The 21143-nt window shown below is 62.5% G+C and carries 22 protein-coding genes; 6 read left to right on the top strand and 16 right to left on the bottom strand.

Features of this window, described 5'->3' with window-relative positions:
• Window positions 1–205 precede the first annotated feature (205 nt).
• Window positions 206–1546: a signal recognition particle-docking protein FtsY gene (gene ftsY, locus BUE21_RS03960; protein ID WP_407656051.1), complete on the top strand. Its 1341-nt coding sequence runs from the start codon at window positions 206–208 to the stop codon at window positions 1544–1546.
• A gap of 19 nt (window positions 1547–1565) precedes the next feature.
• On the opposite strand, the gene BUE21_RS03955 is transcribed toward ftsY, so the two are convergent.
• From BUE21_RS03955 to purU, 8 genes are all read right to left on the bottom strand, one after another.
• Entirely contained in the window at window positions 1566–1910 is a 345-nt protein-coding gene (locus BUE21_RS03955; RefSeq protein WP_073354854.1) for a DMT family protein, read from the bottom strand.
• A 159-nt stretch (window positions 1911–2069) separates the two neighbouring features.
• Window positions 2070–2774, bottom strand: a complete 705-nt coding sequence (locus BUE21_RS03950; protein ID WP_073354853.1) for a pirin family protein — start codon at window positions 2772–2774, stop codon at window positions 2070–2072.
• A gap of 122 nt (window positions 2775–2896) precedes the next feature.
• Window positions 2897–3841 (bottom strand): YihY/virulence factor BrkB family protein, encoded by a 945-nt coding sequence (locus BUE21_RS03945; RefSeq protein ID WP_073354852.1) that lies wholly within the window; start codon window positions 3839–3841, stop codon window positions 2897–2899.
• Window positions 3842–4245: 404 nt separating this feature from the next.
• The gene (gene adk / locus BUE21_RS03940; protein WP_073354851.1) at window positions 4246–4902 is read right to left on the bottom strand and encodes an adenylate kinase; all 657 of its coding nucleotides are present in this window, start codon (window positions 4900–4902) and stop codon (window positions 4246–4248) included.
• Between the two features lie 207 nt (window positions 4903–5109).
• Window positions 5110–5964, bottom strand: coding sequence for a 3-deoxy-manno-octulosonate cytidylyltransferase (kdsB, locus tag BUE21_RS03935; RefSeq protein ID WP_073354848.1), 855 nt, complete (start codon window positions 5962–5964; stop codon window positions 5110–5112).
• The gene (locus BUE21_RS03930; RefSeq protein ID WP_073354915.1) at window positions 5961–6143 is read right to left on the bottom strand and encodes a Trm112 family protein; all 183 of its coding nucleotides are present in this window, start codon (window positions 6141–6143) and stop codon (window positions 5961–5963) included. Before BUE21_RS03930 ends, kdsB begins: the two co-directional genes overlap by 4 nt.
• A gap of 63 nt (window positions 6144–6206) precedes the next feature.
• Complete coding sequence (gene trmL, locus BUE21_RS03925) at window positions 6207–6680, bottom strand: tRNA (uridine(34)/cytosine(34)/5-carboxymethylaminomethyluridine(34)-2'-O)-methyltransferase TrmL (protein ID WP_073354846.1); 474 nt, start codon at window positions 6678–6680, stop codon at window positions 6207–6209.
• Between the two features lie 30 nt (window positions 6681–6710).
• Window positions 6711–7562: a formyltetrahydrofolate deformylase gene (gene purU / locus BUE21_RS03920; RefSeq protein WP_073354843.1), complete on the bottom strand. Its 852-nt coding sequence runs from the start codon at window positions 7560–7562 to the stop codon at window positions 6711–6713.
• Window positions 7563–7968: 406 nt separating this feature from the next.
• On the opposite strand from purU, the gene BUE21_RS03915 reads away from it, so the two are divergent.
• Window positions 7969–9204, top strand: coding sequence for an FAD-dependent oxidoreductase (locus tag BUE21_RS03915; protein WP_073354841.1), 1236 nt, complete (start codon window positions 7969–7971; stop codon window positions 9202–9204).
• A gap of 24 nt (window positions 9205–9228) precedes the next feature.
• Here the strand turns inward: BUE21_RS03915 and BUE21_RS03910 are convergent, their stop codons facing one another.
• From BUE21_RS03910 to BUE21_RS03895, 4 genes are all read right to left on the bottom strand, one after another.
• Entirely contained in the window at window positions 9229–9708 is a 480-nt protein-coding gene (locus BUE21_RS03910; RefSeq protein ID WP_084522812.1) for a tetratricopeptide repeat protein, read from the bottom strand.
• Complete coding sequence (locus tag BUE21_RS03905) at window positions 9705–10484, bottom strand: ABC transporter ATP-binding protein (protein ID WP_073354840.1); 780 nt, start codon at window positions 10482–10484, stop codon at window positions 9705–9707. Before BUE21_RS03905 ends, BUE21_RS03910 begins: the two co-directional genes overlap by 4 nt.
• A gap of 64 nt (window positions 10485–10548) precedes the next feature.
• Window positions 10549–11388, bottom strand: coding sequence for an ABC transporter permease (locus BUE21_RS03900; protein ID WP_084522810.1), 840 nt, complete (start codon window positions 11386–11388; stop codon window positions 10549–10551).
• A gap of 81 nt (window positions 11389–11469) precedes the next feature.
• Entirely contained in the window at window positions 11470–12561 is a 1092-nt protein-coding gene (locus BUE21_RS03895) for an ABC transporter substrate-binding protein (protein ID WP_084522808.1), read from the bottom strand.
• A gap of 199 nt (window positions 12562–12760) precedes the next feature.
• Here BUE21_RS03895 and BUE21_RS03890 point away from each other — a divergent pair, with 199 nt between their 5' ends.
• Together BUE21_RS03890 and BUE21_RS03885 are read left to right on the top strand one after the other, a co-directional pair.
• Window positions 12761–13552 (top strand): transporter substrate-binding domain-containing protein, encoded by a 792-nt coding sequence (locus BUE21_RS03890; protein ID WP_159435795.1) that lies wholly within the window; start codon window positions 12761–12763, stop codon window positions 13550–13552.
• A gap of 421 nt (window positions 13553–13973) precedes the next feature.
• Window positions 13974–15332 (top strand): branched-chain amino acid ABC transporter substrate-binding protein, encoded by a 1359-nt coding sequence (locus BUE21_RS03885; RefSeq protein WP_234971040.1) that lies wholly within the window; start codon window positions 13974–13976, stop codon window positions 15330–15332.
• Between the two features lie 21 nt (window positions 15333–15353).
• Here BUE21_RS03885 and BUE21_RS03880 read toward each other — a convergent pair whose 3' ends face one another.
• The 3 genes from BUE21_RS03880 to BUE21_RS03870 are packed head-to-tail and all read right to left on the bottom strand — an operon-like array spanning window position 15354 to window position 20010.
• Window positions 15354–16751, bottom strand: coding sequence for a TolC family outer membrane protein (locus BUE21_RS03880; RefSeq protein WP_084522804.1), 1398 nt, complete (start codon window positions 16749–16751; stop codon window positions 15354–15356).
• A 2-nt stretch (window positions 16752–16753) separates the two neighbouring features.
• Window positions 16754–18136 (bottom strand): HlyD family type I secretion periplasmic adaptor subunit, encoded by a 1383-nt coding sequence (locus tag BUE21_RS03875; protein WP_084522802.1) that lies wholly within the window; start codon window positions 18134–18136, stop codon window positions 16754–16756.
• The gene (locus tag BUE21_RS03870) at window positions 18133–20010 is read right to left on the bottom strand and encodes a type I secretion system permease/ATPase (RefSeq protein WP_073354837.1); all 1878 of its coding nucleotides are present in this window, start codon (window positions 20008–20010) and stop codon (window positions 18133–18135) included. The genes BUE21_RS03875 and BUE21_RS03870 overlap by 4 nt, the downstream gene beginning before the upstream one ends.
• A gap of 147 nt (window positions 20011–20157) precedes the next feature.
• Between BUE21_RS03870 and BUE21_RS03865 the strand changes: the two genes are divergently transcribed.
• Complete coding sequence (locus BUE21_RS03865; protein ID WP_073354836.1) at window positions 20158–20403, top strand: DUF6364 family protein; 246 nt, start codon at window positions 20158–20160, stop codon at window positions 20401–20403.
• Complete coding sequence (locus BUE21_RS03860; protein ID WP_073354834.1) at window positions 20400–20825, top strand: PIN domain-containing protein; 426 nt, start codon at window positions 20400–20402, stop codon at window positions 20823–20825. The genes BUE21_RS03865 and BUE21_RS03860 overlap by 4 nt, the downstream gene beginning before the upstream one ends.
• Before the next feature lie 39 nt (window positions 20826–20864).
• Here the strand turns inward: BUE21_RS03860 and BUE21_RS14655 are convergent, their stop codons facing one another.
• On the bottom strand, window positions 20865–21002 hold the full coding sequence (locus BUE21_RS14655; RefSeq protein WP_159435794.1) for a hypothetical protein: 138 nt from the start codon (window positions 21000–21002) through the stop codon (window positions 20865–20867).
• Between the last annotated feature and the right edge of the window lie 141 nt (window positions 21003–21143).

The raw sequence follows: 21143 nt of genomic DNA, 5'->3' as shown, positions 1-21143 counted from the left end.
TGTCAAAAGATTATTTATGTTCAGCTTTTTCAAGAAAAAATCCCCACCGGGTGGCAGTGACTCTCCCGCAGAGGCTGCACCGCCATCCGAGGCCCAGGGCCAGCAGGCAGGCACAGAGGCCGAAAGCGACAATGATAAACCCGTTGTGGCCGCACCGGCCAAGAGTGGATTTGCCGCCACGGCCATGGAGTGGCTGAACAAGCCGCTGTTTGGCACCGGCAAGGACAAGGGGAAAGACAAGGGGGCGGAGCCAGATGCACTGGCACCCGGTTTCGGGCTGGAGCAGGATACCCTGCTGGTTCCGCCACCACCGCCCCCGCCAGCAGCTTTTCCCGCTGAAGCTTCTGTGGCCCCGGAGCCTGTTGTGCCACCAGCCGCTGCCCCGCCCGCCATCACCGAGCTGCCGCAACAGCTTGCCCCGGTGGTGGCTGCACCCGCACCGGTGGTCGAGCCGGTGCCAGCACTTGTATCTGCACCGGCCGCCGTGCCTGTGCTGGCTCCTGAATCGGTCGCGCCCGTCTCTCGGCCAGAGCCGGTGGCCGTCCCCGCTGCTGTGGTTCCCGTGCCGCCGCCTGTGCTGGCATCGCCAGTGGCGGAACCCGCACCCGCACCCGCACCCGTGGTGGAGCCAGCCCCGGCTCCTGTGGAGCGCAAAAGCTGGATGGAGCGTTTGCGGGCCGGTCTGCGCAAGACGGGCAGCAGCATCTCCACGGTGTTCACCGGCACGAAGATCGACGAAGACCTCTACGAAGAGCTGGAAACTGCGCTGCTGATGGCCGATGCCGGGGTCAAGGCCACCACTTTTGTGCTGGACGATCTGCGCAGGCGCGTCAAGGACACCAAGACCACCAACCCAGCCGAAGTGAAGGCATTGTTGATCGACGCACTCACCGAGCTGCTCCAGCCGCTGGAAAAAGGGCTGGTGATTGGTGAGCACGAACCCACCGTCATCATGGTTGCCGGGGTCAATGGCGCGGGCAAGACCACCTCGATAGGCAAGCTCACGCGCCATCTGGCCGAGGCCGATGCTTCGGTGCTGCTGGCCGCTGCGGATACCTTTCGTGCCGCTGCACGCGAGCAACTGGGCGTATGGGCCACGCGCAATACCGTGGAAATCATCGGCCAGCAGGGGGGCGATCCGGCGGCCGTCAGCTTCGATGCCGTCAGTGCCGGCAAGGCGCGCCAGAAGGATGTGGTGCTGGTGGACACGGCAGGCCGCCTGCCCACCCAGTTGCATCTGATGGAGGAGCTGAAGAAAATCAAGCGCGTCATCGGCAAGGCCGAAGCCACCGCGCCGCACGAGGTGCTGTTGGTGATCGATGGCAACACCGGCCAGAATGCCCTCAACCAGGTCAAGGCGTTCGACGATGCCCTGCAACTCACGGGCCTGATCGTCACCAAGCTCGATGGCACGGCCAAGGGTGGCGTGCTGGCAGCCATTGCCCAGGAACGCCCCGTGCCGGTGTACTTCATCGGTGTGGGCGAAAAACTCGAAGACCTGCAAACCTTCAACGCACGGGAGTTTGCCCAGGCCATCGTGCCCTGAACAGTCTGGCAAGACCCCGTCAGGGGCTGCGGAACACGAAGTACACCGCCCCCAGGATGCACAGTGCGGCCCAGAGGTAATCCAGCTTCAGCGGCTCCTTCAGGTAGAAGAGTGCGAAGGGCACGAATACCGACAGGGTAATGACTTCCTGCAACATTTTCAGCTGGCCCACCGACAGCACGGTGTGGCCGATGCGATTGGCCGGCACTTGAATCAGGTACTCGAAGAACGCAATGCCCCAACTGAACAGGGCCGCCAGCAGCCAGGGCTTGCTGCTGAGTTCTTTCAGGTGGGCGTACCACGCGAAGGTCATGAACACATTGCTGAGGGTGAGCAAAAAGATGGTCAGTCCGATGGTGCGCATGGCGAAGCTGGAGGGCTGGAGGTGGAGTATGGAGGCCGTGGCGTGACGCAGACTGCAAAAATGGCGGGATGGTGTCGTATCCATCCCGCCATTCGTGGGCCATGCGTTGGCGTGCAGTCCGCCGGGCGGATTGTAGCGCAGGGCCTCTGGTGTATGCCTTTATGCCTTGCGGCTGTCCACCAGCACCAGTTCGGCTTCTTCGTGTGCGGTGATGCGGATCACGGCTTCGTCCTTGATGGCCGCACCGTCACGGGTGTGCAGCGATACACCATTCACGTCCACCGCTCCGGTGGCAGGCACCAGATAGGCGGCGCGGTCGCCGCCCAGCGCGTATTCCAGCGTCTCGCCTGCCTTCAGTGTCGCACCCAGCACGCGGGCATGGGCATTGATTGGCAGGGCACCTGCATCCCCTTCGATGCCGCTGGCCAATACCACGAACTGGCCGGAACGCTCCCCCTTGGGGAAAGGCTGGGTGCCCCAGGATGGCGTGGCTCCCCGGTAGTCGGGGAAAATCCAGATCTGGAACAGCCGCGTCACCACCGCTTCGCGGTTGTACTCGGAATGGCGAATGCCTGTGCCCGCGCTCATGACCTGTACATCACCCGCTTCGGTACGCCCCTGGTTGCCCAGGCTGTCCTGGTGGGTGATCGCGCCTTCGCGCACATAGGTGATGATTTCCATGTCGGCATGGGGGTGGGGTGGAAAGCCGGTGTGGGGCGCAATCGCATCGTCGTTCCAGACCCGCAAGGCTCCCCAGTGAACCCGCGCCGGGTCGTGGTACTCGGCAAACGAGAAATGGTGCTTCGCATCCAGCCAGCCGTGGTTCGCTCCACCCAGGCTTTCAAAGGGACGGCGTTCAATCATGGGGCAACTCCTTTCGTGTGCAACGGTATGGCTCCACTATAAGGATTTGTCGGCCCTGAATGAAGGGGCAGGAGTAGGACAGATTGTTGCGTTGCCGTCACTTGCCTTCGGCTAGGGCGAATCTAATGGATGACACGCCCTAGGGTGTCGCTTGGTTGCGCGTCGGCGTGTGGGGCGGCATCCGTGGCCGTCTGGCTGGCGGCTTTGGCACTGTCTGCCAGTGCCTTGGCACAACTGGCAGCCAGCAGCAGCACGGCACTGGTGAAGTACAGCCACATCAGCAGGGCCACCAGCGAACCGGCCGCACCATAGGCCGAAACCGCCGCCGCACCCGAGAGATAGCCGGTCATGAAGTGCTTGCCGATGGCGAACAGGGTCGCGCCGATGGCAGAACCCAGCATCAGATGCCGCAGTGCGGGCTTGGCCCCGTCACTGATGCGCATCATGCCGCAGAACAGCAGGGTGATGAACACGAAGCTGACCCCTTCATTCAGCGCAGACCAGAACCAGGGGTGGCTGATGTAGTCGTCCAGCCAGGTGGCCACCACCCGCAGCGCGGTACTCATGACCAGCGACAGCATCAGCAGGCCACCAAAGACCAGCATATAGCCCACGCCGCGCAGGCGGATCACCAGCATCCACCACCACGGCTGGCTGCCATCCTTCTGCTGTCCCCATATGACCTTGAGCGAATCCTGCAAGCCCACGAACACTCCGGTAGCCGCCGAGAGCAGCACGCCGGTGGCAATCAGCGAAGCAATGATGCCTTCGGACTTGGTGGTGGCACTGCTGAGGGCTTGCTGTACCAGGGCTGCCGTGCGCTCGCCGGTGAGGGCCTGCACCTGTTCGATGACATTGCTTTCCACCACCGAGCGATCCAGCCACCAGCCCAGCATGGCCACCAGCAGCACCAGCACCGGCGCAAGACTGAGCATGGCGTAGAAGGACATGGCCGCGCTCATGCGCAGGCCATCGGCCTGCAACCAGGACTGGACGGCCTGCACCAGCCAGAACTGTTCGGCGCGGGTCTTGAAGGTTTGGGCTTTTTCCAGATAGTGTCGGGGCATGGGCAGAACCTGTGTCGAAGTGAACGGATGCGACGAACGATCGCCGACGGCAGGCCGTCGCACGAGTCGATGCAGCCAGCCATGCGGGAATGATAAACAGGTTCGGTGAAATACCCTGGACGGGATGAGGGCTTGCGGGAGAAGATGCCCACCCCAAAAAGACGCGGCGCAGCAGCCTTGGGGGCTGTCTGCGCCGGAAAGAGAAGATGAAAGAAATCAGCTCTGGGGAGAATGGCACTTACTTAAGCCTGTTTCCCGTCATTCCGGGCTTGACCCGGCAATCCAGTGACAAAGCAAGCCAAGCCAAGATAAATGAACGTGTTTTTTCTCCATGTCCTCACTGGATTGCGGCCTTCGCCGGAATGACGGCGTTAAGTAAGCGGCATTCTCCCTGGGGCTGTATGTTATCCCTCCAGGGCGGCCAAGGCGCGGGCGGTGATTTCATCGACACTGCCCACACCGCTGATCTTGCGGTATTGCGGGGCGTGTGCCGCGCCGGTGGCGGCCCAGTCGGAGTAATACTGCACGAGCGGGCGGGTCTGTGCGTCATAGACTTCCAGACGCTTTTGCACGGTGTCTTCCTTGTCGTCGTCGCGCTGGATGAGCGGCTCGCCGGTCACGTCATCGATGCCTTCGGCCTTGGGCGGGTTGAAGCGCACATGGTAGGTGCGGCCACTGCCGGGGTGCTGGCGGCGGCCGGTGACGCGCTCGACGATGTCGGCAAACGGCACATCGATTTCGAGTACATAGTCCAGGTCGATGCCCGCTTCCTTCAGCGCGTCGGCCTGGGGCAGGGTGCGGGGGAAGCCGTCGAACAGGAAGCCGTTGGTGCAGTCGGGCTGGGTGATGCGCTCCTTGACCAGACCGATGATGATGTCGTCGCTGACCAGCGCACCGGCATCCATCACGGCCTTGGCCTTCAGGCCCAGCGGGGTGCCGGCCTTGACGGCGGCACGCAGCATGTCGCCGGTGGAGATTTGCGGGATGCCGAATTTTTCACAGATGAACGCAGCTTGTGTGCCTTTGCCTGCGCCGGGCGCGCCCAACAGAATCAGTTTCATGGAGTGTTTTCCTCTGGATTGTTGTTTCAGAAAATGGTCGAGAATGCTTGCCGTGTTCTGTCTCAGGTGGCGGTGGGCTGACCCGGAACATGGAAGAGGCAGGAAGTCGATGCGGGGTATCCCTGCTGTGCAGGCGGTATGGCAGGGCTGCTGCGGTCAAACGAATCAAGCATACCATGCGTGAAACAGATACAACGCTTTGCTTTATCAGGGATGATGCGGATGCGCGGGCGGTGCCGTTTGTGATTGGCGCAGGTGTGCGCGCACCCGTTCCAGGTCTTCCGGGGTGTCCACACCGGCAGCGGGGGCGGTGTCGCTGGTGTGTACGGCTATGCGGTGGCCATGCCACAGCACCCGCAGTTGTTCCAGGGATTCCAGTCGCTCGGTCGGGGCCGGGGGCAGTTGTGGGTACTGGCGCAGAAAGCCCGCGCGATAGCTGTAGATGCCCACATGGCGCAGGGGGCGCAACGGCGGTTGCTGGCCGGGGGCGGCCCAGAAAGGCGCGTTGGGGGTGGTCGCTGCATCCCTGGCAAAGGGAATGGGTGCGCGGCTGAAATACTGCGCCTGCTCCTGGGCGTTGAGCACCACCTTGACGATGTTGGGGTTGTGAAAATCGGCTTCGGTGTCGATGGGGTGCGCGGCCGTGCCCATGACGCAGTCGCGCTGTTGCAGCAGCAGCGCGGCGGTGGCATCGATGAGGGCGGGGTCGATCAGCGGTTCGTCGCCCTGCACATTGACCACGATGTGGCCATCGGCCAGTGCCAACTGGGTGGCGGCCTCTGCCAGCCGGTCGCTGCCGCTGGGGTGGTCGCTGCGGGTCATGATGCAGGCAATGCCGTGCTGCTCGCAGGCGTGCTGGATGCGCGCATCGTCGGTGGCCACCACCACGGCATCGGCCTGGCTCTGGCGGGCCTGCTGTGCCACGCGCACGATCATCGGCAGGCCCAGCAGGTCGGCCAGCGGTTTGTCGGGCAGGCGTGTGGATGCCATGCGTGCCGGAATCAGCACGGTGAAGGGCTGGTCGGGCGCGCCGCTGGCAGGGCGGGTCGCGGTCGTGGTCACTGCTCCAGTTCCTCGTCGCTCAGGGTGCGGGCTTCCTCTTCCAGCAGCACGGGGATGCCGTCGCGCACGGGGTAGGCCAGCCGCGCACTGCGCGAGATCAGCTCCTGCTGTTCGCGGTTGTAGCGCAGGGGGCCTTTGGTGACGGGGCAGACCAGCAGTTCGAGAAGTTTGGTGTCCATGAGGGTGATCCAGATCGGTGGCATGGTGAAGCAGCGATTGTGACACTGCACTGCACCATTTTGTCAAACAACCGCGCCGTCAAAGCTGTTTTGCCGCCATGCTTCGAACACGGTGACGGCCACGGCGTTGGAGAGGTTGAGGCTGCGCTGCGCGGGCTGCATGGGTAGGCGCAGGCGTTGCGCCGGGGCAAACTGCTCGCGGATGTCGGCTGGCAGGCCCTGGGTTTCGGAGCCGAACACCAGCCAGTCGCCTGGCTGGAAGGTTTGCGCGAACACGCTGTGGCTGCCCTTGGTGGTCAGCGCGAACAGGCGGTCGGGCGCGGGGCGTTGCCCTGCCAGAAACGCCTGCCAACTGGCGTGGCGCAGGGTCTGGGCGTACTCGTGGTAGTCCAGCCCGGCGCGGCGCATGTAGCGGTCTTCCATCGAGAAGCCCAGCGGTTCCACCAGATGCAGGGTGCTGCCGGTGTTGGCGCACAGGCGGATGACGTTGCCCGTGTTGGGCGGGATTTCGGGGTGAACCAGGACGACGTTGAACATGCGCGGGCAGGGGCTGGCTGGGGTTGCCGTTCAGCGGAAGATGACGGTTTTCTGGCCGTTGAGCAGGATGCGGTGCTCGCTGTGCCATTTCACGGCACGCGCCAGCACCTGGCTTTCGGTGTCGCGGCCCCGTGCGGTGAGGTCTTCCACGGTGTCGCTGTGGAAGGCGCGTGCCACGTCCTGTTCGATGATGGGGCCTTCGTCCAGATCGGCGGTGACGTAGTGCGCAGTCGCGCCGATCAGCTTCACGCCTTTCTCGTGTGCCTGGTAATAGGGCTTGGCTCCCTTGAAGCTGGGCAGAAAGCTGTGGTGGATATTGATGGCCCGGCCCGCCAGCTTGCGGCTGAAATCGTCCGACAGAATCTGCATATAGCGCGCCAGTACCACCAGTTCCGCGCCTTCGTCCTGAATGATCTCGTACTGGCGTTCCTCGGCATGGGCCTTGGTCGCGGCAGTGACGGCAATGTGGTGGAACGGCACGTTGTAGCTGGCCGCGAGCTGGTAGAAGTCGCGGTGGTTGCTGATGATGGCACGGATGTCGATGGGCAGCAGGCCGGACTTCCAGCGGAACAGCAGGTCGTTGAGGCAATGCCCCTCGCGGCTGACCAGCACCACGGTCTTGACGGGCGTGAGTGCGTCGTGCAGGCTCCAGCTCATCGAGAACGGCTGGGCGAATGCCTCCAGCGCGGTGCGCAGCGAGGCGGTGGAGACCGTGGGCACATCGAACTGCACCCGCATGAAGAACAGCCCGGTGGTGTGGTCGTTGAACTGGGCGGCCTCCTCGATGTTGGCCTCGTTGTCGAGCAGAAAGCCGGAGACGGCGTGTACCAGCCCCTTGCGGTCAGGACAGGAAAGGTTCAGGACGTAAGTGTGTGTGGTCATGGTGGCAGACCGTGCCCGCGTGGCTGGCACGAAAAATGCAAAGTGGTGTAGGGCATCCGGGCAGCAGCAATGGTCAGAACTGCCCAGGGTTTGCCGAAGTGGCGCAATTATAGATAGGCGTTGTCGCCCGCCTGCCTTCGGCGGTGCAGTGCAGCATGATGCCAGGGAAGGTCTGCCCGAATGCTCGCGCCGTGTGCATCTGCGGAATCGGGCGATCCACTTCGTTGCAAATGCTCGCAATAGCACTGCTATTGCTGCGCTTTGCGCCTCGTGGCTCATCCCGATCCGCAGCGCACACTTACCGCTCCATTCGGGCAGACCTTCCCTGGCCGCTGTGCTACATTGACCGGGCAAGTAAACACGTTCTAAGGCCATTGAAAACATCGGTATTTCAGGGGAGCAGGGCATGGATCAAACAGTCATTGTCGCCGGTGCGGGCATGGTGGGAACCAGCACCGCATTGCAACTGGTGCGCCACGGCTATCGCGTGGTGCTGGTGGATCGGCGCGAGCCGGGGCGCGAAACCTCCTACGGCAATGCCGGGCTGATTCAGAGCGAGGCCGTGGAGCCTTACGGCTTCCCGCAGGGCTTCGCGCCACTGTGGAAAGTGGTGCGCAAGGGCGGGGTGGACGTGAACTACCACCTGACGGCCTTGCCGGGCCTCGCGCCGGTGTTGCAGAAGTACTGGCACAACTCCACGCCGCACCGCTATGGCCAGATCGTGCAGGAGTTCAGCCGCCTGATCGCCCAGGCTATCCCGGCCCATGCCGAGCTGATCGAGGAGTCTGGCGCGGCGCATCTGGTGCGCAAGACTGGCTGGCTCAAGGCGTTCCGCGACGAACGCCTGCTGGCGCAGGCCGCCGAGCACGCGCAATGGCTGGTGCAGGAATTCGGCGTGCCCCACCAGCGGCTCGATCGCACCGCACTGACTGCGCTGGAGCCGGGCCTGCAAGGCATGAGCGGCGCGATTCACTGGACCGAGCCGTGGTGCGTGCGCGACCCCGGCGCACTGGTGGAGCACTATGCCCGCCGTTTTCAGGCACTGGGTGGCATTCTGGCGCAGGGCGATGCGCGTACCCTGCAAGCCAGGGGTGCGGGCTGGCAGGTGCAGACCACCGATGGCGTGGTGGAAGCGCGGCAGGCCGTTGTGGCACTGGGGCCGTGGGCGGCGGGCTGGACGCGCGGCCTGGGCTACCGTCTGCCGCTGTTCATCAAGCGGGGCTACCACCAGCACTACCGGGGTGAGCCACTGCATCACCCGGTGCTGGATGCCGAAAACGGTTTCATGCTGGTGCCGATGAACCAGGGACTGCGCCTGACCACCGGGGCCGAATTCGCGCGTCTGTACGACCGCCCCACACCCGTGCAGGTGGCCAAGGCCGAGAGAGTCGCCCGTACGCTGGTAACCTTGGGCGAGCCGGTGGAGCCACAACCGTGGATGGGCGCGCGCCCCTGCACCGCCGACATGAAGCCCGTCATCGGCGCAGCCCCGCGCCACAAAGGGCTGTGGTTCCACTTTGGCCATGCCCACCAGGGCTTCACGCTGGGGCCTGCCACCGCCCGCCTGCTGGTGCAGTTGATGAGCGGCGAAACACCGTACACCGACCCGGCTCCGTATTCGCCGTTGCGGTTCGGGCACTGAGTGGCGGGGCAGGGTGCCGCCGCGTTACGGTGCCTGCACCGGATGTCCCGCTTTGGCCAGTGCCTTGCCCAGTTGTTCCAGTTCGGGGCATTTTTCTGTGCCGCAGAGGATTTGCAGGTAACGGTGGTTTTTCTGCGCATTCTCGATGTCTCCCAGCGAGATGAACAATTCGCCCTGGTATTCGAGGGTGGCACGGTGCGTGGCATCGAAGTACAGCGCGCGCCGGTACCAGTGCGCGGCTTCGTCGTAGCGTTGGATGTTGCGCAGGCTGAAGCCCAGCAGGTTGTACACGTCGGGGTGGGCGTTGTCGCCAGCGGCTTCCACCAGTTGCTGCAATTCCTGCACGGCGGTTTCGTATTCGCCGGAATAGATTTGCGCCCGAATCGGCCCCAGTTCGGGCAGGTCGGCAATCGGGGCGGTATCGGCAGCGTGCGCACTTCCCTGTGCCACCAGCAGCAGGGTGGAGAGTGCAAGGGCCAGCGGCAGGCGGTGGGTCAGCCTCATGCCGCCTCCCGCAGTTTTTCGTATTCGCCCATTGCGTCCAGCACTTCGCGCTTGATGCTGGTGAATTCATGGCTGGCGCGGTCGCTGCGGTTGGATAGATTCACGTCCACTTCGCGCACGATGCGCCCCGGATTGGCGTTCATCACCAGAATGCGGTTGCTCAGGTAAATGGCTTCGTCCACGTCGTGCGTGACCAGAATCATCGTCACGCCTTCGGCACGCCAGATGCGCAGCAGTTCTTCCTGCAAGCGCACGCGGGTGAGCGCATCGAGCGCGCCCAGCGGTTCGTCGAGCAGCAGGATTTCCGGCTGGCCGACGAGGCCGCGTGCAATGGCCGCACGTTGCGCCATGCCGCCCGACAACTGGTGCGGAAATGCGGTTTCAAAGCCCGACAGCCCCACCAGCTCAATGTGCTCACGCACGGCCTTGGCTTTCTGGTGTGCCGTCCAGCGGGAGTTTTCCAGAGCCAGATCGATGTTGCGCTCCAGTGTCAGCCAGGGCAGGAGGCGGTGATCCTGGAACACGATGCCGCGCGACAGGCTGGTGCCGGTGATGCGCTGGCCGTTGAGCAGGATGTCACCGTGGTAATCCTGATCCAGCCCGACGATCAGCCGCAGGATGGTGGACTTGCCGCAGCCGCTGGGGCCGACGATGGAGACGAAGGAGCCAGGCTCCACGCTGAAGCTGGTGTCGGACAGCACCTGCAACGGGGGCCGTCCTTCCACGTCATAGTGTTTGGAAATGTGCTGGATTTCGAGTTTGGCGGGCGTGGCCATGAAGGGTGTCTTTCACGCGGAGTGGATGAGTGTGTGTGCCGGGATGGGGGTGAGGGCGGCTGCATCAGCCGTCGTAGCCTTGCTTCCAGCGCAGCACGCGGCGTTGCAGGGCGTACATGCCACGGTCGATGGCAAAGCCCACCACACCGATGATGACCATGCAGACGATCAACTGGTCGGTCAGCAGCAGGCCCTGGGCGCGGAAGATCAGAAAGCCCAGCCCTTCCAGCCCGCTCAGGCCCTCGGCCACCACCACCAGTGCCCAGGCCAGCCCGGCGGAATAGCGCAGCGACACCATGATGCTGGGCGCGGCCGCAGGCAGGATGATCTTGCGAATCAGTTGCTGGCGGTTGAGGGTGAGCACCCTGGACAGTTCAATGTGGTTCTTGTCCACATTGCGGATGCCTTGCAGGGTGTTCAGGAACACCGGGAAGAACACCGACTTGGCAATCACCAGAATCTTGGCCGGTGCGCCGATGCCCAGCCACAGTACGATCAGCGGCAGCCAGGCAATGCCCGGAATGTGGCGGATGGTGTCGAACGTGGGGCCGAAGAAGCGTTCCACCTTCTGCGACAGCCCGGCGGCAATGCCCAGCACCAGCGCGGCGGCTGAACCATAGATGAATGCCTGCCCGACGATGCTGATGCTGGTGAAGAAGTCCAGCAACAGGTTCTGCTTGGTCAGCATCGTCCAGAATGCGGTCACCACCTTGAGCGGCTCGGGCAGGAAGATCTTGTCCACCCAGCCAAAGCTGGCCGATGCCTGCCACAGAGCCAGGATGATGGCGGGCAGAATAAGGCCGATGTAGCTGCGTTTCTTCAGGGCATCACTGGCTTTGCCCAGCAGACCGGCGCGCGGGGCAGGCCGGGTGGCGGGGAGGGAATGGGCGACGGTGCTGCTCATGGTGTGTTTTTCGTGCGGAGAAAGGGAAAGAGCGCGCCCCGACTGTGGGAGCACAGGGGGCGCGAGTGGTGGGCTGGTGGGTTACTGGTAGATGGTGTGGCTGCCGCCCACGAAGAACTTGCCATCCACGAAGGCGTCCACCTGGGTGTCGCTGAGCCGTCGCTCGTTCAGAATGTCGTCGCCGTGGTCGATGTACCATTTCTGGAAGGTCTTGATGGACTCGCGCACACGGTCGGCACTGGCCTCGCTCTGCATGAAGTTGGTGGAGCCGGCGTGGGTGATCTGGAACTTGGCCACATCCAGTGGCACGCGGGTCTGCTTGGCGACGATTTCGGCGGCTTCGTCCACATGATCGAGCGTCCATTGCAGCGTGCGTTCACGCGCGCTCAGGAATGCCTTGATGACATCCGGGTATTTCTCGGCAAAGTCCCGCTTGGCAAAGTACACCACGCGCCCGGCATGGTTCACATACACGCCATCGTCGGGCGAGTGCCCCACCACCTTGAGCTTGCCCGACAGCCAGGCACCGACAAATGCCCCCGTGGTCAGGTGGGCGGTGGTGGCATCGTTCGCGCCCGACAGCACGGCCGAAATGGCCACCGCCGAGTTGTCGATGGACTCATAGCGGATGCGGCCTTTTTGCTCGCGGGAGTCGAACGTCAGGCCGGCCTTGCTGGTAGCCTCGAACGGCGACGACCAGTAGCAACTGATGCGGCTGCTGCCGAACTTCTTGCCATCCAGATCGGCAATGCTGTTGATCTCATCGTTGTCGGCACGCGCCAGAATCGGTGCGCGGTAGCGGTTGGAAACACCCGACGACCAGATGATGACCCCGTCCAGCCCATTGGCACGGTGCACGGTGGCAGGGTAGATCATGCGCTGTGCAATCGCAATCGCGCCATTGTTGATGGCTGCCGCCTCCGCACCCAGCAGTTCCGCGCCCCCGGCGGCGATCAGATTGACCTTGGTGGTGCCGACCTTGTCGAAGGCTTCCTTGAAAAAGCCTTTTTCGCGGGCAATCACCGTCCACGGCGAGAGTTGCAGGTTGATGCTGGGCAAGGCTTCGGAAGCAAAACTGGCCACACTGCCCAGTAAACCGGCCAGTGCCAGACCCAGGGTGCGAAGGGAACGCAGCGGACGGCGCGTGCCCCGCTGCCACAGAGGCTTTTGCATGATGGAACTCCTGAAACGAAAGAGTGATTCGGTATGAATGACTGCGGATTCTAGATAAATCCCTATTCATCAAAAAATAATCATTTTTTATTTGCAAATTCAATATATAAAAATATGATTTGTTTATAAGTATTTGTATTTTATGGTGATGTTGATTTGTGATAATTTATGGGCTGAAAATGGGTTTTGTATTTTTTATATGAAAATAAATGCTGAATATATATGGTGCCGTATCGCGCTGTTCCTGGGCATAGGCTGGAGTGCGGCTTCGCCAGCGGATGCTGCGGTGTTGCGCATCGGGTTGTTGCCGTCTGCCATGCCATTGCAAAGCGACACACGCAACTACACGGATGCGGGCTTTGAAGGCGTGCTGGCCAGGGAGCTGGCCCAGCAGTTGGGTCAGTCGCTGGAGCTGGTGCCGGTGGCGGCAGAGCACCGGCAGCAGGCATTGCAGCAGGGCGAAGTGGACGCGCTGCTGCTGCCTGCCGGGGATGGCCTGCCTGCCGTGCCAGCGACCACGCTGCTGCCTGCCGGGCATGACAGTGGCTACAGCGTGGCCATGCGTTCCGATACCACCGTTCGTACCTGGTCGGATCTGCGTGGGCGCACCGTGTGCGTGGCGCAAGGGCACCGCCATTGGCAGGATGCCATTGCCGCACTGGGGGCACAGGTGCGCTGGTTCGATGCCCCGGCCCAGGCACTGGTGCTGGTGCGCACCGGAGAATGCGATGCCGCGCTGGGCGAACAGGCGCAGTTGCAGCAACTGTTCCGGCGCAAGGAATGGCAGAAATTCTCTGCCACTTTGCCACCGCGCAGCCCTGCCAAGTGGGTGCTGGTCGTTGGCGCATCGAACCGGGACTTGCAGCAGCAAATAGCCCCGGTATGGGCGCAACTGGCACAGCCCGCACGCTGGCAGCAACGCCTGCACCAATGGGCGGCAGATGTGGCCTTCGAGGTGTATTTCGACCAGATCGGGCCGGATTGCCATTGAGGAAACGCTCGCCAACCTCCTGACCCGACCCCACTGCTGCCCGGAACGTTTTGAGAGGGCTGCCAATGGTGTCATTGCCCCCGCCATCGACACACAAACCGCCGTCATTCCGGCGCAGGCCGGAATCCAGTGACGACGTTGCAGCAAACACCGATATTGCCGAATGGAACAAGGGGTCACTGGATTCCGGCCTGCGCCGGAATGACGGTGCGGGGTAGGTTGATGAAGTGCAAAAATTGGAGTCCGGGTTTGCCTGAAACGCATTAAACCCAGCCATAACAAGGCATTGAGAGGCACGCCTGAATTGATTCCGGACAGCAGTGGACCCGACCCGGTTGCCAGGGTGGCTTTTGTGGCAATGTCTGCGCCATGTCCTAAACTCCCAGGCTTTGTGACTTTCAGAGAAAAAGGATTGCAGAACATGCGCAAGAACAAGATGTCCCTCCCGTCGGCCCAGTCGGGGCTGCTGCGTCGCACGGTGCTGACGGGTGCCGTGACACTGTGTGCCAGCATCGGCACGGGAGCCTGGGCCAGCACGGCGACCGCAAACACAAACGCAAATGCAAATACCAGCGCGGCGAGTGGCGAACCGATCCGGCTGGCACTGGTGGAAAGCCTCTCCGGGCCGTTTGCCAACACCGGCGAAGCCGTGTTCCGCAACCTGAGCTGGGCGATCGAGCGCGTCAATGCCCGTGGCGGCATCCACTTGCCTGCCGAGCAGGGCGGCCAGCGGCCACTGCAACTGCTGCGTTTCGACAGCAAGGGCCAGACCGAGGAAGCCTTGGCGGCCCTGCGTTCCGTGGCCGATGCCGGGGTGCATTACATCCTGCAAGGCAATTCTTCTGCCACCGCCGAGGCCATCCTGAACGCCGTCGAGAAGAACAACCAGCGCAACCCCCAGCACAAGCTGCTGTACCTGAACTATTCGGCCACCGATCCGGCATTGACCAACGAGAAGTGCAACTTCTGGCATTTCCGCTTCGATGCCCATGCCGATATGCGCATGAACGCATTGATGAGCGTGCTGGAGCAGGACAAAAGCATCCAGAAAGTCTATCTGTTCGGGCAGGACTACAGCTTCGGCCATCTGGTGCTGAAAGAAGCCCGCCGCCAGTTGGCCGAACGTCGCCCCGACATCGAGATCGTCGCCGAGGAATACCACCCGATTGGCAAGGTGAAGGACTTCGCCCCCTATGGCGCGAAGATCAAGGCCAGCGGTGCGCAGGCCGTGATTACCGGCAACTGGGGCAACGACCTGACCCTGTTCGTCAAGGCCGTCACCGAGGTCGGTTTTGATGGCAGCTTCTACACGTTCTACGCCAACGCACTGGGCGCACCGGCAGCCATTGGCGACGCGGGCATCGGCAAGGTCGTGGCCGTGGCCGACTGGTTCCCCAACAACCCCACTGCCGAAAGCCGTGCCTTCTACGAATCATTCCGCGCCCGCTTCCCCAACCCGCAGGATGACTATGTGCACATGCGCATGCAGTTGCTGATCGAATCGCTGGCGCAGGCCTTCGAGAAGGCGCAAAGCACCGACCCGCAGAAAGTCGCCTACGCGCTGGAGAACGTCGCGGTGGAACTCCACGGCCAGAAGGGAGCCATGCGCGCGGCCGACCACCAGTTCCAGCAATCCCTGCTGGTAGGCCGCATGCAGAAGGCCGGAACCGGCACTGTGCCCTTTGACGTGGAAGGCTCCGGCTACGGCTTCGAGGTCATCCGCACCCTGACCCCCGAACAGGCGTCACAGCCGTTCACCTGCGAGATGAAACGGCCCTGAGAACCTGTTCTGAAATTGTCGTCAGTCCGGGGACGGAAAATACGCAGCCAGTTCCTGCAAGTCCCCGGCATCCAGGGTGCCGGTGCGCCAGCGCAGTTCCAGCCGGGCGTTGATCGTTTCGTAGATCACATTCGACAGATCGCGCCGGGCGCGGTACATCTGCTGGATGGCATCCAGTACATCCAGATTGGTGCGTTCACCCGCCATCACGCTGCGGCGGTTGCCTTCCAGTGCCAGTTCGGCTGCCCGCATCGCCTCCAGACTGGCGGCAATGCGTGTGGGGCCACTCTGGCTGAGACGGTGCTGCTTGCGTAATTCCAGCAATACCGTCTGCGTTTGTGCCTCCAGTGTGTGGCGGGCACTTTCGTGCAGATGGGCCGATTGCCGGGTGGCTGCGGCAGTACCGCCACCGGCATACAGTGGCATGTTCAGCACCACCCCCACGGTATTGGTGCGGTAGTTCTGGTTGTAGGCTGCTGCAATGTCAGACTGGTTGCGCGAGTGCTGCACAAATGCCCGCACCGTGGGCAGATGCGCTGCCTTCTGTACCCGTACATCCTGCCGCGCTGCTTCCAGTGCGTGACGCTGGGCCGCCAGTTCAGCGTTGTGCGTCAGTGCCAGTTGCTGCCAGTGGGCAAAGTCCTGCGTTTCCAGTTCAGGAGCTGTGGCGTCGGCAAAGTCGGCCGCCAGTGCATCCAGTGGCGGCAGGGCCGGTTGTTGCAGCCCGAGCATCGACTGCAAGGCCAGTTGCGCCACCTCCAGGGCGTTTTCGGCGGTAATCACATCCACCTCGGCCTGCTTGAGTCGTGCCTGGGTTTGCGCCATATCGGTGCGTGTGCCATCGCCGTGCTCGAATGCCTTGGTGTTGCGCTGCAACTGTTCCCGATACACATCGTGCTGGGCATGTGCGAAAGCCAGTTGCTCCTGTGCCAGCAATACTCCCGTATAGCCCTTGACCAGACGCAGTACCAAGTCCTGGGCCTTGCTGCGGTACTGTTCGTCGGCCATCAGGGCATAGGCCCCGGCCTTTTTCCAGCGCGCCCATGCGGCCGCATCGAACAGCGGCTGGGTCAGTGTGACGGAACCGGCATGGCTTTTGTACTCCCGGTCGTCTTCCTGAAACTGACCGTTGCTGGCTTCATAGCGAATGTGTTGCCGGTTTCTGGGCGCATTCTGATAGCTCAACGACACCTGTGGCAGAAGCCCGGCGCGGCCAATGCCTCTGTTCTCCAGCCCCGCATCGCGGCTGGCGCGGGCCGCCTGAAACGTGGCATCGTTTGCAGTGGCCAGTGCATAGGCTTCCAGCAACCCCAGCGCGTGTGCCGGTGTGCCCATGCCCACCACCATGCCTGTGCCGATCAGCAAGGCTACGCACCAGTGACGTGCGTGCTGCCAACGTGCAGTTTTATGCCATGCCATTCTCACTCCTCCCCCAGTGCCAGATGGAAACGATCCGTCAGCGGTTTGAACAGATACGACAGCAATGTGCGCTCCCCCGTGCGAACCAGCACCTGCGCGGGCATGCCGGGGCGCAAATCCAGCCCGGCCAGCTTTTCCATGCCTTCGGTCGTCACCTCCACCTCCATCGGGTAATAGGGCAAACCCGTGCGCTCCTCCTCCAGCCGGTCGGCACCCAGCACCTTCACGGTGCCGGGAATATTGGGCGTGCGGTTCTGGTTGAACGCCGTGAACATGATTTCCACCTCCAGCCCCGGATGCACCTTGTCGATCAGATTCACGGGTATCTGCGCCTGTACCGTCAGGGGCTGGCCACCGGGCACGACATCCATCAGCTTCTCGCCTGCACGGACATAGCCGCCTTCGGTGAACACATTCAGCCCCACCACATTGCCCGTGGCCGGTGCCGCAATGGTGGCATGGCCCAGTTCATACTCTGCTGCCGCCAGCCGCTCTGTCGTCGATTCTGCCTGCACGCGCGCGTCGGCCAACTGGGCGCGGACATCCGCCTGATACTGCTGGCGACGCTGCACAATGCGCAAGCGTTGCTCGGCAATCTGCCGCTGCAACTGCCCCAGTCGCCCCGATTCTTCGGCCAAGGCCCCTATCGTCTGTGCCAGCAGCCGCTCTGTATCCAGCAGACGGTTGCGCGACACATAGCCATCCTGTGCCAGGGCGCGCAGGCCCGTCACCTGTTCCTGCAAAGCCTGCTGCTGCTGGCGACGTGCCGCCAGCGTCTCGCGCAGCCCGGCCAGTTCCGACTCATGGCCTGCCACGGATTCCTGCATGGCGTTGATTTCGCTCGCCAGTGCCTGCCGCCTGGAGGCAAACAACTGATGCTGCAACTCCAGTGCTGCCTGCACCCGCACATCGGCACCGGTTGCTGCCAGATCGGCCAGATCGGGGGTGAATGTCACCCTGTCGGTGCCGTCGCGCTCTGCTGTCAGACGTGCCGCACTGGCGCGCAGCGTGGCCCACTGAATGCGTAGCGAATCGGCTGCTGCCCTGGCCGAGGTTTCATCCAGATGCAGCAACGGCTGGCCTTCCTGCACGGCCTGCCCATCCTGCACCAGAATGCGCGCAATGCGCCCGTCCACCGCGCTCTGCACCACCTTGCGATGACCTGAAACCGTCACCGTCCCCGTCGCCGGAATTCCCTTGTCCAGTGGGGCCAGTGCCGCCCAGGCCACGAAACCCACAAAACCCAGCAGCACCACCAGCCACCCCCAGCGGACATACGCTTTTTCATCCAGCCTGATGCCTGCTGTCGTGGCAGAACTGTTTTGCGGTGCGGTTTCAGTCAATACGCCACTGTTGTCCCTGTTGTCACTGTTGCCGCCGCTCATTGAATGCTCTCCTGTTGGCTGCCTGCCGTTGCTGCATGGTCTGCTGTGCCCGGCTTGAGCCGATAGGCCAGAGATGACTGGTACATGGCAGGGCCATCACCTGCGGCCGGTTCTGCCGCCATCCCCTTGTCCCTGTGGGCAATGGCTTGTCCGCCACCGAGGGAACCCGCTGCCGCATTCCGCAAGGCCGCCAGCACCTTGTCCGTCGGCCCGAATGCCGACGGCTGCCCAGGGCGCAGCACCAGCAGGCGATCACTCTGTGCCAGCAAACCCTGACGGTGCGTCATCAGCACCACCGTCGTCCCGGCTGCCTTCAGTGCTGCAATGGCCCGCTCCAGTGCCGCTTCTCCTGCCTCGTCCAGACTGGCATTGGGCTCATCCAGCACCACGAAAACCGGCTCGCCATACAGGGCGCGAGCCAGCCCGACGCGCTGCCGCTGCCCACCGGAAAGCCCCGCGCCGCCTTCGCCCAGCAGCGTATCGTAGCCCTGTGGCAAATGCAGAATCAGCTCATGCACCCCCGCCAGTTTGGCCGCCGCCACCACCCTGTCGGCATCCACCGCTCCGAAACGGGCAATGTTCTCGCTCAGACTTCCTGCAAAAAGCTCCACATCCTGCGGCAGATAACCAATCGCCGGGCCAAGCTGTGCCTTGTCCCACTGGTACACATCTGCGCCATCCAGCCGCACATGCCCCGCTGCTGGAGCCGCTACCCCCACCAGCAGGCGTGCCAGAGTCGATTTGCCTGCGCCCGAAGGCCCGACCACCGCCAGCACCTGGCCCGGCTCCAGCTTCAGGTTCAATTGCGAAAACACCGCCCGCGCGGGCTGGCCGGGCCTTGTCCCCGGCGCAATGGCCGCCACCGCCTCCAGCACCAGTTCCCCGGTCGGACGTGGCAGGGACATGCCAGCATCCCGCTGCGGATGCGCCGCCAGCAGTTGATCCAGCCGCCCCCATGCCAGCCGTGCCGTGCTCCATTGCTTCCATACGCCAATTACCTGCTCGATGGGGGCCAGCGTGCGCCCCATCAGAATCGACGCTGCAATCATCATTCCCGGAGTAATCTTGCCTTCCACCGCCAGCAAGGCCCCCAGCCCCAGAATCAGCGATTGCAGCGACAGCCGTGCTACCCGCGTCATTGAGGCAATCACCGCAGCCCGCTCGCTGGCCGTTTGCTGACGTTGCAGAAAACGCAGATGCAGCGATAGCCAACGCTCGAACAGCGCAGGCAACATCCCCAGCGCAGCAATCACCTCTGCATTGCGCAAATGGGCCGAAGCCACCGCCCCAGACTGAATGTGCAACACCCCTGCCTCGGCCAGCAATGGCCCGGAAACACGTTCATTCAGCCACGCCAGCACCACCAGCACCAGGGCACCGGCCAGAGCCAGCACCCCCAGCCACGGATGGAACAGGAAAATCACCGCCAGATAAATCGGAAACCAGGGCACATCAAAAAATGCAAACAGCGCATTGCCCGTCAGAAACTGCCGCAAGGTTGTCAAATCCCCCAGAGTCTGGCTGGCCTGCAACGCACCCCCGCGCAAATTCGCCTCGAAAGTGGCACTGTGGACGGCACCATTCAACTGCAAGTCCAGCCGACTGCCCGAACGAATCAGCAACATGCCGCGCAAATACTCCAGCAAACCCATCAAACCATACAGCCCCAGCAGAATCAGCGTCAGCATCAGCAAAGTCATCTCATTGCCCGATGGCAAAACCCGGTCATACACCTGCAACATGTAAATGGCCGGAACCAGCATCAGCACATTGATGACCGCGCTGAACAGGCCCACACTGACAAACACCGACCGAAACGATCTCAGCACCCCGGCCACCGGATTACGCCCCGGACGGTTGAAAACCCTGCTCATGAAAAAACCCTTGTGAAAGAGAAAGAAACCCCTGATCGCAGGGTGCTGTCAGCCGAAGGCATAAGCCATCGTGTTGTGTTTGCAGGCCTGTTGATCTGCAAAAAGACGTACAATAAAATCATAAATACACGTCAAATGGAGCATGCCATGCAAACCAAACTCACCCTGCGGCTGGAAGCGGGCCTGATCGAGCAAGCCAAGGCACAGGCACGACAGAAAGGCAAATCCCTCTCCCAGCTTGTGGCCGACTATTTCGTGCAGCTTGAGCACCCCCCTGCACAGCCGCCACTGCCGCCGCTGGTTACCTCCCTCAAGGGTGCGCTCAAAAACACCCAGGGCAAACTGCCTGATGAGGAGGATTACCGTGCCTACCTGCAAGCGAAACATCAATGAGCATCCTTTTCGACACCAACATCGTCCTCGACGTACTGCTGGACCGCGAACCCTTTGCGCTGCACAGTGCCCAAACGCTGGCACTCGTCGAACAAGGCCAGATCAGGGGTTATCTGTGCGCCACCACCATCACCACCCTGTTCTATCTGTGCAAGCGAGCACAGACGGCACAGCACGCGAAGCAATCTATCGACACACTGCTGAAGCTGTTTGACATCGCCCCTGTCAATCGCACCGTCCTGAGCCATGCAATCGAGACAGGTTTTGCCGACTTTGAAGACGCCGTTCTTCACGAAGCCGCCCGCCTTACCGGCTGCCATGGCATCATCACCCGCAACGTACGAGACTTCGCCTGCGCCAGCCTGCCCATCTACACCCCGGAAGAATTCCTTGGCATCTGGACGAATGGCCCAAGAACCTGACGCCCCAACTACACCACATCATTCCGGCACCCCACCACGTCATGCCGGACTTGATCCGGCATCCAGTGACGACACTTGCAAAAAAACCTTGCTTGCCAATAGCTTGCGTTGCGACTGGATGCCGATCAAGTTCGGCATGATGGCGTTTACTGCTTTGAGTAAGGCTGCAATGGTCACTTGGCAAACACCTGCCAAAACGTCACGGACAGCAGTGGGCCTGCGCCGGAATGACGTGGTGGGGCGTGATGCCTTGCATGAAAATTCGTGTCGATTCCGCAGCAAATACCGAAAAACCAGACCTTGCCTGGCACCATGACG

Source organism: Lampropedia hyalina DSM 16112 (genome assembly GCF_900129055.1).
Taxonomy (GTDB): domain Bacteria; phylum Pseudomonadota; class Gammaproteobacteria; order Burkholderiales; family Burkholderiaceae_C; genus Lampropedia; species Lampropedia hyalina.
The sequence above is the reverse complement of the archived record's forward strand: the minus strand, read 5'-3'. Positions and strand labels throughout refer to the sequence as shown.